Annotated in this window: 15 protein-coding genes; 10 read left to right on the top strand and 5 right to left on the bottom strand. The window is 67.1% G+C overall.

Features of this window, described 5'->3' with window-relative positions; genetic code table 11:
* Positions 1-211 precede the first annotated feature (211 nt).
* Positions 212-688 carry a peroxiredoxin gene (locus AC3WQM_RS19565; RefSeq protein WP_062472998.1) on the bottom strand — a complete coding sequence of 159 codons (477 nt, stop codon included), beginning with the start codon at positions 686-688 and terminating at the stop codon, positions 212-214.
* Between the two features lie 144 nt (positions 689-832).
* Positions 833-1216, bottom strand: coding sequence for an Mth938-like domain-containing protein (locus AC3WQM_RS19560; RefSeq protein ID WP_099796229.1), 384 nt, complete (start codon positions 1214-1216; stop codon positions 833-835).
* A 100-nt stretch (positions 1217-1316) separates the two neighbouring features.
* Between AC3WQM_RS19560 and AC3WQM_RS19555 the strand changes: the two genes are divergently transcribed.
* Genes AC3WQM_RS19555 through AC3WQM_RS19520 form a run of 8 tightly spaced genes read left to right on the top strand, consistent with a single transcriptional unit; the run spans position 1317 to position 9045 of the window.
* The gene (locus AC3WQM_RS19555) at positions 1317-2549 is read left to right on the top strand and encodes a pyridoxal phosphate-dependent aminotransferase (RefSeq protein ID WP_492681008.1); all 1233 of its coding nucleotides are present in this window, start codon (positions 1317-1319) and stop codon (positions 2547-2549) included.
* Positions 2546-3580 carry a DUF1176 domain-containing protein gene (locus tag AC3WQM_RS19550; RefSeq protein ID WP_492681006.1) on the top strand — a complete coding sequence of 345 codons (1035 nt, stop codon included), beginning with the start codon at positions 2546-2548 and terminating at the stop codon, positions 3578-3580. Before AC3WQM_RS19555 ends, AC3WQM_RS19550 begins: the two co-directional genes overlap by 4 nt.
* Positions 3581-3603: 23 nt before the next feature.
* On the top strand, positions 3604-4926 hold the full coding sequence (locus AC3WQM_RS19545) for a homoserine dehydrogenase (RefSeq protein WP_492681004.1): 1323 nt from the start codon (positions 3604-3606) through the stop codon (positions 4924-4926).
* The gene (locus AC3WQM_RS19540; protein WP_492681002.1) at positions 4926-5510 is read left to right on the top strand and encodes a hypothetical protein; all 585 of its coding nucleotides are present in this window, start codon (positions 4926-4928) and stop codon (positions 5508-5510) included. The genes AC3WQM_RS19545 and AC3WQM_RS19540 overlap by 1 nt, the downstream gene beginning before the upstream one ends.
* A gap of 15 nt (positions 5511-5525) precedes the next feature.
* Positions 5526-6941: a threonine synthase gene (thrC, locus tag AC3WQM_RS19535; protein WP_492681000.1), complete on the top strand. Its 1416-nt coding sequence runs from the start codon at positions 5526-5528 to the stop codon at positions 6939-6941.
* Between the two features lie 16 nt (positions 6942-6957).
* A complete protein-coding gene (gene mobB, locus AC3WQM_RS19530; RefSeq protein ID WP_492680998.1) occupies positions 6958-7503 on the top strand; it encodes a molybdopterin-guanine dinucleotide biosynthesis protein B in 546 nt (181 codons plus the stop codon).
* A complete protein-coding gene (locus tag AC3WQM_RS19525; RefSeq protein ID WP_492680996.1) occupies positions 7496-8785 on the top strand; it encodes a molybdopterin molybdotransferase MoeA in 1290 nt (429 codons plus the stop codon). The genes mobB and AC3WQM_RS19525 overlap by 8 nt, the downstream gene beginning before the upstream one ends.
* 8 nt (positions 8786-8793) lie before the next feature.
* Positions 8794-9045 carry a MoaD/ThiS family protein gene (locus tag AC3WQM_RS19520; RefSeq protein WP_492680994.1) on the top strand — a complete coding sequence of 84 codons (252 nt, stop codon included), beginning with the start codon at positions 8794-8796 and terminating at the stop codon, positions 9043-9045.
* Here AC3WQM_RS19520 and dapA read toward each other — a convergent pair.
* On the bottom strand, positions 9032-9928 hold the full coding sequence (gene dapA / locus AC3WQM_RS19515) for a 4-hydroxy-tetrahydrodipicolinate synthase (RefSeq protein ID WP_492680992.1): 897 nt from the start codon (positions 9926-9928) through the stop codon (positions 9032-9034). The two genes, AC3WQM_RS19520 and dapA, sit on opposite strands and share 14 nt — an antisense overlap.
* A gap of 251 nt (positions 9929-10179) precedes the next feature.
* Between dapA and AC3WQM_RS19510 the strand changes: the two genes are divergently transcribed.
* Entirely contained in the window at positions 10180-10662 is a 483-nt protein-coding gene (locus AC3WQM_RS19510; protein ID WP_139706126.1) for a molybdenum cofactor biosynthesis protein MoaE, read from the top strand.
* 16 nt (positions 10663-10678) lie between these two features.
* Here the strand turns inward: AC3WQM_RS19510 and AC3WQM_RS19505 are convergent, their stop codons facing one another.
* Together AC3WQM_RS19505 and AC3WQM_RS19500 are read right to left on the bottom strand one after the other, a co-directional pair.
* A complete protein-coding gene (locus AC3WQM_RS19505) occupies positions 10679-11515 on the bottom strand; it encodes an acid phosphatase (protein WP_492680990.1) in 837 nt (278 codons plus the stop codon).
* Between the two features lie 115 nt (positions 11516-11630).
* Positions 11631-12623, bottom strand: a complete 993-nt coding sequence (locus AC3WQM_RS19500) for a Bug family tripartite tricarboxylate transporter substrate binding protein (RefSeq protein ID WP_369632196.1) — start codon at positions 12621-12623, stop codon at positions 11631-11633.
* A 148-nt stretch (positions 12624-12771) separates the two neighbouring features.
* Here AC3WQM_RS19500 and clpB point away from each other — a divergent pair, with 148 nt between their 5' ends.
* The gene (clpB, locus tag AC3WQM_RS19495; protein WP_492680988.1) at positions 12772-15393 is read left to right on the top strand and encodes an ATP-dependent chaperone ClpB; all 2622 of its coding nucleotides are present in this window, start codon (positions 12772-12774) and stop codon (positions 15391-15393) included.
* The last annotated feature ends 6 nt before the right edge of the window (positions 15394-15399 follow it).

The raw sequence follows: 15399 nt of genomic DNA, 5'->3' as shown, positions 1-15399 counted from the left end.
GGTCGCTCGCAAGGAAGAAAGAGGAGGGCCGGAAAACGAAAAAGCCGCCTGTAGACCCAGGCGGCTTCGTTCGGAGGATGCGGTCGTGGAGCTCAACGGCATGAGGCCATTATGCACACCGCAAAAGACGCACCAGAGGCTCTTTGCACGCCGCGTGGGGCAATTCCCACGACTTGATGCAAAAGCGCACGCCCGGTGCCTTGCGGCGCGATCAGGCAGCCTTCTTGAGTGCCTTGACGGCCTTGAGGACGTCTTCGACATGGCCTGGAACCTTGAGCCCGCGCCATTCGGCCTTCAGGATGCCGTCGGCGCCGATCAGGAAGGTGCTGCGCTCGATGCCCTTGACCTTCTTGCCGTACATGATCTTGTTCTTGACCACGCCGAACATGTGGCACATCTTTTCTTCGGTGTCGGCAATCAGTTCGAACGGGAGTTCGAGCTTGGCCTTGAATTCGTCGTGCGACTTCATGTTGTCGCGCGACACGCCGAAGACGGTGGCGCCGGCTTTTTCGAAGTCTTTGTAATGGTCGCGGAACTGCATCGCTTCGGTCGTGCAACCCGGAGTGTTATCTTTCGGGTAAAAATACATGACCATGACGTGGCCGAGGTGCGAGGTGTTCGAAACCTTGATGCCGCCCGTGGCGTTGGCGTCGAATTCAGGAATGGGTTTGTTGACAACGATCGCCATGAAACTTGTTTTCTCCGTTAGATTCCGTTCTCCGAGCCCTCTCAGCCCTTTTCAGGCTTGCTCGATGAACGGAGGATTGGTCGTTGCTAACTTTGGGTAGCTGGCCGGTTCGCAACCCGCTATTTTACCTCGAAAACCCCTCTCTCAGTCAGCCGCCGGGCTCTCGACCAGCAAGGCGGCGATCACGTGCCGTCCTTCGCCGGCCAGGATGTTGTAGGTTCGGCAGGCCGCCGGGGTGTCCATGGTCTCCACGCCGGTGCGTTGCGCCATCAGGGGCTGCAGCCATGCGGGCTGGGGAAAACGGATACGGGTTCCGCTGCCGAAAATGACCAATTCGGCGCCCAAAGAGGCCAATTGCGCGAAATGTTCGGGCCCTAGCTGGTCGAAACGCGTGCAATCCCAGGCAAAGCGTTCGCCGCGCGAGCCGACGACCACGCTGCCCTCGATTTTTTCGTTGTTGATCGCGACCCAGCCGGGGCCGTGTGCGGTGAGGGTCTGGGCGTCGGATTTGTCGGGCTGGAGCTTCATCGGGGCACTGGGAACTGTGGTCAAATTATAGGTTTTCCCCAGTGACACGAGGCCCTCAGGGGCCTTTGACCTTCGAGTAAACCCGCCCGGGAGGGCCCCTTTGAAGCAGCTCAAGAAATCGGCCAAGCTGGCCAACGTCCTCTATGACATCCGCGGTCCCATCATGGACGCCGCCAAGCAGATGGAGGAAGAAGGCCAGAAGATCATCAAGCTCAACATCGGCAACCTGGCCGTGTTCGGGTTCGATGCGCCTGAGGAAATCCAGCAGGACATGATCCGCAACCTGCCGACCTCGGCGGGGTACTCGGACAGCAAGGGTGTTTTCGCGGCGCGCAAGGCCGTGATGCACGAAACCCAGAAGCAGGGCATCGCGGGCGTCACGCTCGACGACATCTACCTGGGCAACGGCGCCAGCGAGCTGATCGCCATGTCCACCAACGCGCTGCTCAATGACGGCGACGAGCTGCTGCTGCCGGCCCCCGACTACCCGCTGTGGACCGCCTCCACGAGCTTGTCGGGCGGCACCCCGGTGCACTACCTGTGCGACGAGGACAACGGCTGGATGCCGAACCTGGCCGACATCCGCGCCAAGATCACGCCGCGCACCAAGGGCATCGTGGTCATCAACCCGAACAACCCGACCGGCGCGCTGTATTCCGACGAGCTGCTCAGGAGCCTCGTCGAGATCGCCCGCGAGCACGGCCTCGTGATCTTCGCCGACGAGGTCTACGACAAGGTGCTGTATGACGGCGTCAAGCACACGGCCATCGCCAGCCTGTCGACCGACGTGCTCACGCTGACCTTCAATTCGTTGTCCAAGAGCTACCGCTCGTGCGGCTACCGCGCCGGCTGGCTCGTGGTGTCGGGCGACAAGCGCAGCGCACGCGACTACATCGAGGGCCTGAACATGCTCTCGAACATGCGCCTGTGCGCCAACGTGCCGGGCCAGTGGGCCATCCAGACGGCGCTCGGCGGCTACCAGAGCATCAACGACCTCGTGTGCGAGGGCGGGCGCCTGCGCCGCCAGCGCGACCTGGCCTACGAGCTGATCACCGCCATTCCGGGCGTGAGCTGCGTCAAGCCCAGCGCTGCGCTCTACATGTTTCCCAAGCTCGATCCCGAGGTCTATCCGATCGCGGACGACCGCCAGTTCTTCCTCGAGCTGTTGAAGGAAACCCGCGTGATGCTGGTGCAGGGCACCGGCTTCAACTGGGCCACGCCGGACCACTTCCGCATCGTGTTCCTGCCCCACGAAGACGACTTGCGCGAGGCCATCAACCGCATCGCCAAGTTCCTGGAGCAGTACCGGTTGCGTCGCAAGACGGGACCATGAAATCCGCCTGCGTCGCTGCCGCGCTGTTGCTGGGCGCACTGTCTGTCGGCGCGGCCGAGAAGAAAGAGCCGGTCTCGTTTTCGCACAACGACTGGGAGCTGGTCTGCGACAACACGCTGACCTGCCGCGCCGCCGGCTACCAGGCGGACGGCGGGGAGCACCAGCAGGTGTCGATGCTGATCACCCGCGCGGCCGGGCCGAACACGGCGCTCGATGTTCAGCTGCAGATCGGCGATGACGGCAGTGCCAAGGGGCCGCTGCGCTTCAAGGTCGGCAAGGCCGCTCTGTCCGGCCTCGACGCGGGAACCGCCAGCTTCGACCAGGGCCAGATCCGCGCCGTGCTGCCCGAGCTGCTCAAGAGCGACGACGCCACCGTCACGGCCAACGGCGGCAAGAAGTGGACGCTGTCGCTCGCCGGCCTCAACGCCGTGCTGCTGAAAATGGACGAAACGCAGGGTCGCGTCGGCACCCCGGGCGCACTGGTGCGCAAGGGCGTCAAGCCCGAATCTTCCGTGCTGCCGCCAGTGCCCATGCCCGTCGTCAACGTGGTCAAGCCGCCCAAGGCGAAGCCCGGCGACGCCGCGCTGCCCGCGCGCATCTTTGCGTCGCTCGACATCGCCGCAGTGAAGGAACAGTGCAACAACAGCACCGACTTCAGCGCCAAATCGCTGGAGGTTTTCCGTCTGAGCAGCAGCAAGGTGCTGCTGTCCATGGGCTGCGGCATGGGCGCGTACAACTATTCGAGCCTGCTCTGGATCGCCAACGACAAGCCGCCCTATGCGCCGGTGTCCCTCGAGGCGAACGGCGACTTCGACGACAAGGACGCCAGCGTCACCTCGGCCATGAAGGGCCGCGGCATCGGCGACTGCTGGTCGAGCGAGACCTGGCACTTCAACGGCAAGACCTTCGTGCGCACCAGCGCGACCGGCGACGGCATGTGCCGTGGCTTCGCGGGCGGCGCCTGGAGCCTGCCGCGCTACGTCAGCCGCATCGTGGACGCTGCACCGTCCGCCACCCCATCCAAACCATGAACGCCATGAGCGCGACTCTCCCAATGAAACCCATCCAAGTAGGCCTGCTCGGCGCAGGCACGGTCGGCAGCGGCACCTTCAAGGTGCTCCAGCGCAACCAGGAAGAAATCAAGCGCCGCGCCGGCCGCGGCATCGAGATCACCATGGTGGCCGACCTCGACACCGCCCGTGCCCGCGAAGTGGCCGGCGAAGGCGTGAAGGTGGTCGCCGATGCGCGCGAAGTCATCGCCAACCCCGACATCGACATCGTCATCGAGCTCATCGGCGGCTACGGCATCGCCAAGCAGCTCGTGCTCGAAGCCATCGCAGCCGGCAAGCACGTGGTCACGGCCAACAAGGCGCTGCTCGCCGTGCACGGCACCGAGATCTTCGCGGCTGCGCATGCCAAGGGCGTGATGGTGGCCTTCGAGGCCGCGGTGGCCGGCGGCATCCCGATCATCAAGGCGCTGCGCGAAGGCCTCACGGCCAACAGCATCCAGTGGCTGGCCGGCATCATCAACGGCACCACCAACTTCATCCTGTCCGAGATGCGCGACAAGGGTCTGGACTTCGCCACCGTGCTGAAGGAAGCCCAGCGCCTGGGCTACGCCGAGGCCGACCCCACCTTCGACATCGAAGGCGTCGACGCCGCGCACAAGGTCACGCTGATGAGCGCCATCGCCTTCGGCATTCCGGTGCAGTTCGACAAGGCCCACATCGAGGGCATCACCAAGCTCGCTGCACAAGACATCAAGTACGCCGAGCAGCTCGGTTACCGCATCAAGCTGCTGGGCGTGACCAAGCGCACCACCCAGGGCATCGAGCTGCGCGTGCACCCGTCGCTGGTGCCGTCCAAGCGCCTGCTGGCCAATGTCGAAGGCGCCATGAACGCCGTGGTCGTGCACGGCGACGCCGTGGGCACCACGCTGTACTACGGCAAGGGCGCCGGCAGCGAGCCGACCGCCAGCGCCGTCATTGCCGACCTCGTCGACATCACGCGCCTGCACACCGCCGACGCCGCGCACCGCGTGCCGCACCTGGCCTTCCACCCTGACGCGATGAGCGACTTGAAGGTGCTGCCGATGTCGGAAGTCGTCACCAGCTACTACCTGCGCCTGCGCGTGGCCGACCAGGCCGGCGTGCTTGCCAAGGTGACGGGCCTGCTGGCCACTGCCGGCATCAGCATCGACGCCGTGCTGCAGCGCGAAGCCGACGAAGTGGGCGGCGAAGGCTCGACGCAGACCGACCTCATCATCCTCACGCACGACGCGCGCGAAGGCACCGTCAATGACGTCATGGCCGAACTGCAGGCGCTGCCGACCGTGCTCGAGCCCATCGTGCGCATCCGCAAAGAAGAATTGAAGTGATGTCGCCCCGGCGCGCGGCCGCGTTCGCCCTGACGGTGCCGTTGCTGGCATCGACGGGCCACGCGGCCTCGCGCTTCGATCCTCCGCCGACGCTGGAGTTGGCGAAGGTCGAGTACCAACTCGCCACGCCGCAGCCGCAGACGCTCGCAGATGGCCGACTGTCGTGGGTCTACAAGATCAGCGAAGGCGATGAAGGCGGAGCGTGGGTCACTGCGCTGACGTTGTTCCTGCGTCCGGGCCCCGTCTCCGATGCGGACGCCGAACTGAAGGCCTTGAGCGCCCGGTTCAAGGGCGAACGGGGGCGCAAGCAACACTTTGCGGGCCGTACGGCGCAAGGGCATGCGTACTGGTACCACCTCGTCGAAATCCGTCGGGACGAACAGTTCGCCCAGGCTTTCGCGCACAAGAGCTTCCACGAGCCGGCGTGCGGCGGCGTGCTGACCTACCAGTTCTCGGTGCTCTACCCGATGAAGTGGACCCCGAAAGACACATTGGTGCCCGGCATGCTGGACGCCATCACGATAGAAAATGAGCGAGCCCTGGCCGCGCTCGAACGAGACCGCTGGCAACCCGATTGCCGTTGAGCCTGAAGACCTGACATGAACTACCTTTCTACCCGCGGCCACGCCGACCGCAAGCGCTTCTGCGAAATCCTCCTCGAAGGCCTGGCGCCCGATGGCGGCCTGTACCTGCCCGAGACGTACCCGCAGGTCGACACCGCCACGCTCGCGGCATGGCGCACGCTGCCGTACAACGAGCTGGCCTTCGAGATCCTCTCGCTGTACATCGACGACATTCCTGCGGCCGACCTGAAGGCGATCTGCGCGAAGACCTACACGGCCGAGGTGTTCGGCACCGACGAGATCGTGCCGCTGCGCGAACTCGAAGACGGCGTGTATCTCGAAGCCCTGTCCAACGGCCCCACGCTGGCCTTCAAGGACATGGCGATGCAGCTGTTGGGCAACCTGTTCGAGTACGAACTGGCTCGCCGTGGCGCCGAGCTCAACATCCTGGGTGCCACCAGCGGCGACACGGGCAGTGCGGCCGAGTACGCCATGCGCGGCAAGAAGGGCGTGCGCGTGTTCATGACCTCGCCCGACGGTCGCATGAGCCCGTTCCAGCAGGCGCAGATGTTCAGCCTGCAGGACGCCAACATCCACAACATCGCCATCACCGGCGTGTTCGACGACTGCCAGGACATCGTCAAGGCCGTGTCGAACGACCTGGCCTTCAAGCGCAAGTACCGCATCGGCACGGTCAACTCGATCAACTGGGCGCGCCTGCTGGCGCAGGTCGTCTACTACTTCGCGGGCTACTTCCAGGCCACGGCGAGCAACGACAAGCCCGTGAGCTTCACCGTGCCCTCGGGCAATTTCGGCAATGTTTGCGCGGGCCACGTGGCACGCATGATGGGCCTGCCGATCCAGACGCTGGTGGTCGCCACCAACGAGAACGACGTGCTCGACGAGTTCTTCCGCACCGGCGTGTACCGCGTGCGCGCCGCGGTCGACACGCACGAAACCTCGAGCCCGTCGATGGACATCAGCAAGGCCAGCAACTTCGAGCGCTTCATGTTCGACCTCGTCGGCCGCGATCCCGCCAAGCTGCGCCAGCTGTTCGTGGACGACCTGGGCCTGACGGGCAGCTTCGACCTGAGCGCCGATCCGGCGTTCAAGCAGGCTGCCGAGCGCTTCGGCTTTCGCAGCGGCCGCAGCACGCACGCCGACCGGCTCGCGATGATCCGCGACACCGAGAAGCGCTTCGCCACGCTGATCGACCCGCACACCGCCGACGGCCTCAAGGCCGCGCGCGAGCAGCTCACGCCGGGCGTGCCGATGGTGGTGCTCGAGACTGCGCTGCCGATCAAGTTCGCGGCCACGGTGGTCGAGGCGCTGGGCGAGGAGCCCGCACGCCCGAAGAAGTTCGAAGGCATTGAAGCCTTGCCCAAGCGCGTGGTCCAGCTGCCGGCCGATGCCGAGGCCGTCAAGGCCTACATCGCCGAGCACTGCGACTGACCGGGGCGCCCGCGGCATGAAGGTCGTCGGCTTCGCCGGGTATTCCGGCGCAGGCAAGACCACGCTGGTGGAGCGCCTGATTCCCGTGCTCAAGCAGCGCGGCCTGCGCGTGTCGGTGGTCAAGCATGCGCACCACCGCTTCGATATCGACCACGTCGGCAAGGACACTTGGCGCCACCGGCAGGCCGGGGCCTTCGAGGTGGTCGTCGCGTCCGACCAGCGGCTCGCGCTGATGCGCGAATTCGAGGTGCCGGTCGAGCTCACGGTGCACCAGCTGCTCGCCGAGCTGCATCCGGCGGTCGACTGGGCGCTGGTCGAGGGCTTCCGGCACAGCGACGTGCTCAAGATCGAGGTCTGGCGCCCGAGCGGCGACGGCGAGGCGCCGCGCACCGCGCTGTACATCGACGACCCCTTTGTCACCGCCATCGCCACCGATGCACCGGCCGGCCTGCCGGAGGCCACGGCGCGCCCGGTGCTCGACCTCAACGACGCCGAGGCCATTGCCACGTGGTTGATCGACAGCGGCGAGCGCTTCGACTACAACCCCGGACACCATGGCTGATTCTTCTCCCGTTCCCTTCGCCGCCTCGTCCTCGCGCCCGCCGTTGATGCCGCTCGATGAAGCGATCGCGGTGCTGCTCGCCAAGGCCCGGCCGCTGCTGCCGGCCGAAAGCGTCGGCACCTTCGACGCCGACGGACGCGTGCTGGCGCAGGACCTCGTCTCGGGCCTCACCGTGCCGCCGCGCGACAACAGCGCGATGGACGGCTATGCCGTGCGCGCGGCCGATTGCGCCACGCCCGGCACCGAGCTGGCCGTGACGCAGCGCATTCCCGCCGGCACCGTCGGCACGCCGCTCGCGGCCGGCACGGCGGCGCGCATCTTCACGGGCGCGCAGATTCCCGAAGGCGCCGACGCGGTCGTCATGCAGGAAGACACGGCCGCCACGCCGCAAGAGGGCGGACTGGGGTCGGTGCGCATCGCCATCACGCCCGTGGCCGGCCAGTGGGTGCGCCGCGCAGGCGAGGACGTGGCCTCGGGCGACGTGGTGCTCCAGCGCGGCGAACGCCTCACGCCCGCCGCGCTCGGCCTGGCTGCCAGCGTCGGCTTCGACACGCTGCAGGTCGCGCGCAAGCCGCGCGTGGCCATGCTCTCCACCGGCGACGAGCTGGTGATGCCCGGCGAGGTCGCGCCCGACGCGATGAAGCCTGGCGCGATCTACAACTCGAACCGCTTCTTCATGCGCGCGCTGCTGCACCGCCTGGGCTGCGAGGTGAACGACCTGGGCATCGTGCCCGACAACCGCGAAGCCACCATCGCCGCTCTGCGCGAGGCGGCCGAGGCGAACGACCTGATCATCACCACCGGCGGCGTCTCGGTCGGCGAAGAAGACCACATCCGCGCCGCGCTGCAGTCGCTGGGCGAGCTGCAGCTGTGGTCGCTGTCGATGAAGCCCGGCAAGCCCTTCGCCTACGGCTCGATCGCACGCAGCAACGGGCAGGGCGCCTGCCACGTCACGGGGCTGCCCGGCAACCCGGTGTCGAGCTTCCTGACCTTCCTGATGCTGGTGCGGCCCTTCCTGCTCGCACTGCAGGGTGCCACGCGCGTGGCGCCTGCGGCCGTGCCGTTGCGCGCCGATTTCGACTGGCCACGCGCCGACAAGCGCCGCGAGTTCCTGCGCGTGCGGCGCAACGCGGCGGGTGGGCTCGACCTGTTCGCCAACCAGAGCTCGGGCGTACTCACCTCGATGGTCTGGGGCGACGGACTGGTCGACAACCCGGCGGGCCGGACGATCAAGACCGGCGACACCGTGAACTTCATTCCCCTCGCATCGCTGCTCGGCTGAACCACCCCATGAAGGTCCGCATCCGTTATTTCGCCTCCGTGCGCGAGGCGCTGTCCAGCAGCGGTGAAACCGTCGACACGGCCGCCGGCACGCTCGCAGCCCTGCGCGACGAGCTCATCGCCCGCGGCGGGGCCTACGCCGGCGCGCTCGCACGCGGCAAGGCCGTGCGCATGGCGCTCGACCAGGCCATGAGCGACGAAGCCGCCGCCCTGCGCGACGACTGCGAAGTCGCGTTCTTCCCGCCCGTCACGGGCGGCTGAGCCGCGCGTCCAGCGCCACGAGGCGCTCGCGCAGGCCGTCCGACGCGCGCGTCATCGGCGAGCGCAGCTCGTCACGCAATTCGCCCGCATGCGCCAGCAGCGCCTTCAGCGGGCCCGGATTCGGTTCGGCAAACAGCATCTCCAGCAACGGCTGCAGCGGCTGCCATTCGGCGCGCGCCTCGGCCAGCCGGTTCTCGGCCAGCAGGCGCACCAGCCGCACGAGGCGCTTCGTCTGCACATGGCCGCTGGCCGCGATCGCGCCCACGCCGCCTTCGGCCATGGTGGCGAAGATCTGGTGGTCTTCGCCCGTGAGCACCTGCAGCCGGCCGTCGGCGATCACGGCGCGGGTCTTGGCCATATCGCCACCGCAGTCCTTGATGCCGCGGATGCGCGGGTGCTCGGCCAGTGCCAGCAGCGTCTCGCGCGCGATCGTCACGCCAGTGCGGTAGGGAATGTCGTAGACCAGCACGGGCACCGTGCTGGCATCGGCGATGGCGTGGAACCACTCGAGCACCCCGGCCTGCGACGGGCGGATGTAGTGCGGCGCGGCCACCAGCAGGCCCGCCAGCGGGCGTTCCGAGAGCTTGCGCACCCAGGCCGTGGCCTTGCCCAGGTGGTAGCCCGACACGCCCATCACGACCGGCAGGCCGCCCGCGGCGGTCAGCACGGTGTCGAGCACGGCGAGCTGCTCGGCCTCGTCGAGGGCGGCGGCTTCGCCGGTCGAGCCGCAGGGCACGAAGCCGGTCACGCCGTCGTCGGCGAGCCGGCGCACGAGCGCCGCCAGGGCGGTGTGGTCGACCGCGCCGTCGCGGAACGGGGTGACGAGGGCGACCCACAGGCCCGAGAAATCGGGGGTGTCGGCGGTTGGTTGTTGTTGTGGCACGCAGGCTTCCTTTCAGGAATCGACCGATGGAAAGAACCACCGTCCGATGCGCGCGCAACCCGAGAGGGGCCAAAGCCTTGGCAGGTTCCGTCGCTCATCCGACGACGGAACCTCGGCTCCGGTCAGACGAGCTTTGGTTTTTTGGCTTTGTTGCCCTGGCGCGCGCAACGGCTCTCGGGCTGCGACAGCAGCAGGGAGAACGTGGCGAGGCAAGGCATTGCTGCAGTCTAGCGCGATGCCACAATTCGGACATGAGCGTTGCACGTGTTTCGATCCAGACGGCCGATTTCGATCTCGCGACCGAGGTCGCCGCGTTGCGCGCGGGCGACAAACGCGTGGGCGCCGTCTGCAGTTTTGTAGGCACCGTGCGCGACCGCAACGACGGCAGCACCATCGCGTCCATGGAGCTGGAACACTACCCCGGCATGACCGAGAAGGCCATCGAGGCCATGATCGACGAGGCCCACAAGCGCTTCGACATCCTCGGCGCACGCGTGATCCATCGCGTGGGCCTGCTGCAGCCGCTGGACCAGATCATGATGGTGGCGGTGGTGTCCGCCCACCGCGGCCAGAGCTTCCAGGCCTGCGAATTCCTGATGGACTACCTGAAGACGCAGGCCCCGTTCTGGAAGAAGGAGCAGACGCCCGAGGGCGCGCGCTGGGTCGATGCCCGCGTGACCGACGACGAGGCGCTGGCACGCTGGGGCATCGCGGCTTCGAACAGCGCCACCTGAGCGGCGCGTTCAAGACTTACGGCGCGATCAGCGCCGAGGTTGCCAGTGCCTTGGCTTCCGCACTGCAATCCTGAGCCGGCACCGCCCCTGCCGCACGTGCCTTCGCAATCTCCGACCGGGCGCCCGTCATCTGCGCCTGGAACACCGGGTTCGTGTGCAGCCTGGCCACGGTCGCTGCGCCGACCAGCCGGCCGTTCTCGATGTCGCTCTGCCAGTGCACGCCGCAGATCGCGCGGCTCTGCGAGAAGGCCCGCCCGCGCTGCAGCAGTGCATCGGTGCGTTCGGGTGCGAGTTCCGTCAGCACCAGCGCCCAGGCCCAGCCCACGGCCGAATGGCCCGAAGGGTACGAGCCGTCCTTGGCCAGCGAGGCTTCTTCGGCGGGCGTGCAGCTGCCGGTCTTGAACGCGACGAAGGGGCGCGTGCGGTTGTAGGTGTTCTTGGCCTTGTAGGTGGCCGTGCCGGCGTCGGCCAGCGTGCGGCGCAGCAGCATGCTCAGGTTCGGCGTGGCCTGCTCGGAGATCGGCATGCCCAGCGCGCACGAGAACACCTCGGCGGCCTTCGGAAACTTGAGGTTGGCGTCCTGCACCGCGAGCGCGCCGCGCGGCGTGCCCTGCAGGGCCGTGAGCGCGCGGAAGGTGGCGCCGTCGGCCGCCAGCGCGGCCGAGCCCTCGGCCGGGGGCGCCGGCAGCAGGGCGAGGCTGTCGGGCAGCTCGGCGGCGGGCAGGTAGCCCTTGAGGTAGCCCGAACCCGGGCGCAATTCGCCGACTTCGGCGGGGGAGATCGGTGCGGTGCTGCCGCAGGCGCCGAGCAGCAGCGCGGCCGCCAGCGAGGCGGCGAGGGTCGTGAATCGCATGAGGGATGTGTCTCCGGCTTTGTTTTTGGAAGGCGAGGGCCCATCGTAGAGGGCCCCGCCGGGCCGGAAGATCACCCAGGTGACGGCCGTCTCAGGCCGCACCCGGTCGCGCAGCTCAGGGCTTGAAGCCGCTCGCCTGGATGATCTTTTCCCAAGTCTGCGTGTAGGTGCGCACGCGGCCCGCGAACTGGCCCTGGGGCTCGTAGCCGACCGTCAGGCCCATGGTGGTGAGCTTCTGCTTCACGTCGGGCATGGCCAGCACCTTCTGCAGCGCATCGCCGTACCTGTCGATGACGGCCTGCGGCGTGCCCACCGGCGCGAAGATGCCGTAGTAGGGCAGGTCTTCCAGGTTCGCAAAGCCCAGCTCGGTGAAGGTCGGCACGTTCGGCAGCAGCGCCTGGCGCTTGGCGCCGATCGAGGCCACGATGCGCACCTTGCCCGCACGGTGGTTCTCGATGAAGTCGGGCACCGAGGCGATGCCTGCCGTGATCTGGTTGCCCAGCATGTCGGCCGTCATGGGCGCGCTGCCGCGGTAGGGCGCGGGCTGCACGTCGATCTTGTACTTGTCCGAGATCATCTTCACCAGGAACTCGGGGATCGACGCCGGTGCCGGCACGCCGATGGTCTCCTTGCCGCCCTTTTGCGTGCGGATCCACTTCACGTACTCGTCGATGCTCTTGGCCGGCGTGCCGCCCGACACCGCCAGCACGTTGGCGAAGGTGGCAAAGCCGGCCACGGGCACGAAGTCGGTCGCGGGGTTGAAGCCCGGGTTCTTCACCACCTGCGGCAGGATCGAGATGGAGTGGTCATGCGACAGGAACAGCGTGTGGCCGTCGGCCGGCGCGGCCTTCAGCGCCTGCGCCGCGATCTGGCCGCCCGCGCCCGCGCGGTTCTCGACCACCACGGGCACGCCCAGCACGTCCTTGAGCTTCTCGCCCAGGGTGCGGGCAATGGCGTCGGTGCCCGCGCCGGCGGGAAAACCCACCAGCAGGCGCACCGGCGTGCCGCTCTGGGCCTGCGCCAGGCCGGCCATGCCCATGGCCGCTGCCAGGAGACCCACGCTGAACGCGCGGCGCATCGGTTGGACGCGCTGCATTGAAAAAACCATGATCGACTCCATTCGAAGAAAGAAAGAGAGAAATGCCTACGGCGGGACGGTGCGGGGCCCGGTGCAATACCCGTGCCCAGGGTGCAAATCCGATTCGCAACCTTGAATCGTGCCCGAACAGCCCTATTTTGGATGCAGGAATACCACCATGCGACAAGACAAACTCACCACCAAATTTCAGGAAGCACTGAGCGACGCCCAGACGCTGGCGCTCGGTAACGACAACGCCTACATCGAACCGGCCCACCTGCTGGTCGCGATGCTGCGCCAGGACGATGGCCCGCGTGCCCTGCTGGAGCGTGCCGGCGTCAACGTGCCCGGGCTGCAGCAGGCCGCCGAGGGCGCCATCAAGAAACTGCCCCAGGTGCAGGGCCACGACATCGTGCAGGTCGGCCCCGAGCTGGGCAAGCTGCTGCAGGCGACCGAGAAGGAAGCCATCAAGCGCAATGACCAGTTCATTGCAGGCGAACTCTTTCTGCTCGCCGTGGCCGACAGCAAGGCCGACATCGGCAAGATCGCCAAGGACAACGGCCTGAGCCGCAAGTCGCTCGAGGCCGCCATCGAGGCCGTGCGCGGCGGACAGGGCGTGAACAGCGCCGACGCCGAAGGCCAGCGCGAAGCCCTCAAGAAATACTGCCTGGACCTCACCGAGCGCGCCCGCCTGGGCAAGCTCGACCCGGTCATCGGCCGCGACGAGGAAATCCGCCGCGCCATCCAGGTGCTGCAACGCCGCACCAAGAATAACCCCGTGCTCATCGGCGAACCCGGCGTGGGCAAGACCGCCATCGTCGAAGGCCTGGCGCAGCGCATCGTCGCGGGCGAAGTGCCCGAGTCACTCAAGGGCAAACGCGTACTGTCGCTCGACATGGCCGCGCTGCTGGCCGGTGCCAAGTTCCGCGGCGAATTCGAGGAGCGCCTGAAGACCGTGCTCAACGAACTCGCGAAGGACGAAGGCCAGACCATCGTCTTCATCGACGAGCTGCACACCATGGTCGGCGCCGGCAAGGCCGAAGGCGCGATGGACGCGGGCAACATGCTCAAGCCCGCGCTCGCACGCGGCGAGCTGCACTGCGTGGGCGCCACCACGCTCGACGAGTACCGCAAGTACATCGAGAAGGACGCCGCGCTGGAGCGCCGCTTCCAGAAGATCATCGTGGGCGAGCCCAGCGTCGAAGCCACCATCGCCATCCTGCGCGGCCTGCAGGAGAAGTACGAAGTGCACCACGGCGTGCAGATCACCGACCCGGCCATCGTGGCCGCGGCCGAGTTGAGTGACCGCTACATCACCGACCGCTTCCTGCCCGACAAGGCCATCGACCTCATCGACGAGGCCGCGGCCAAGATCAAGATCGAGATGGACTCCAAGCCCGAGGTCATGGACCGCCTGGACCGCCGCCTGATCCAGCTGCAGATCGAGCGCGAAGCCGTGCGCCGCGAAAAGGACGAAGCCTCGCAGAAGCGCTTCGGCCTCATCGAGGACGAGATCACCAAGCTGCAAAAAGAGATCGCCGACTACGACGAGATCTGGCAGGCCGAGAAGGCCCAGGCCCAGGGCAGCGCGCACGTGCGCGAAGACATCGACAAGATCAAGTTCCAGATCGAAGAGTGGAAGCGCAAGGGCGACTTCAACAAGGTCGCCGAGCTGCAATACGGCCAGCTGCCGGCGCTCGAGAAGCGCCTGAAGGAAGCCGAAGAGAGCGAGGCGAGCAAGGGCAAGTCGAGCGCGCCCACGCTGTTGCGCACGCAGGTCGGTTCGGAAGAAATCGCCGAGGTCGTGGCGCGCGCCACCGGCATCCCGGTCGCCAAGCTGATGCAAGGCGAGCGCGACAAGCTGCTCGTCATGGAAGACAAGCTGCACGAGCGCGTGGTCGGCCAGGACGAGGCCATCGGTGCGGTCGCCAACGCGATCCGCCGCTCGCGCTCGGGCCTGAGCGATCCGAACCGCCCCACGGGTTCGTTCCTGTTCCTCGGCCCCACGGGCGTGGGCAAGACCGAGCTGTGCAAGGCGCTCGCGGGCTTCCTGTTCGACAGCGAAGACCACCTGATCCGCATCGACATGAGCGAGTTCATGGAGAAGCATTCGGTCGCCCGCCTCATCGGCGCGCCGCCGGGCTACGTGGGCTACGAAGAGGGCGGCTACCTCACGGAAGCCGTGCGCCGCAAGCCCTACAGCGTGGTGCTGCTCGACGAGGTCGAGAAGGCCCACCCCGACGTGTTCAACGTGCTGCTGCAGGTGCTCGACGATGGCCGCCTCACGGACGGCCAGGGCCGCACCGTGGACTTCAAGAACACCGTGATCGTGATGACCAGCAACATCGGCTCGCCGATCATCCAGGCGATGGTGGGTCAGCCGAGCGAGGAGATCAAGGAAGCGGTGTGGGACGAGCTGAAGAACTACTTCCGCCCCGAGTTCCTGAACCGCATCGACGAGACCGTCGTGTTCCACGCGCTCGACGCGAAGAACATCGAATCGATCGCCGCGATCCAACTCAAGGTGCTGCAGGCGCGGCTGGCGAAGATGGACCTGGGCCTGCAGGTGTCGCCTGCGGCGCTGGCCGAGATTGCCAAGGTCGGCTTCGACCCGGTGTTCGGTGCCCGTCCGCTCAAGCGCGCCATCCAGCAGCGTATCGAGAACCCGCTCTCGCGGCTGTTGCTCGACGGCAGCTTCGGGCCGAAGGACACGATCGAGGTCGAAACCGACCCGATCCAGTCGCCGGGCCAGTTCTCGTTCCGCAAGGGCGGGGAACCAACGGCGGCTGCATCGGCCTAAAGTCGG

Source organism: Variovorax sp. FW301-JW7 (assembly GCF_058788795.1).
The sequence above is the reverse complement of the archived record's forward strand: the minus strand, read 5'-3'. Positions and strand labels throughout refer to the sequence as shown.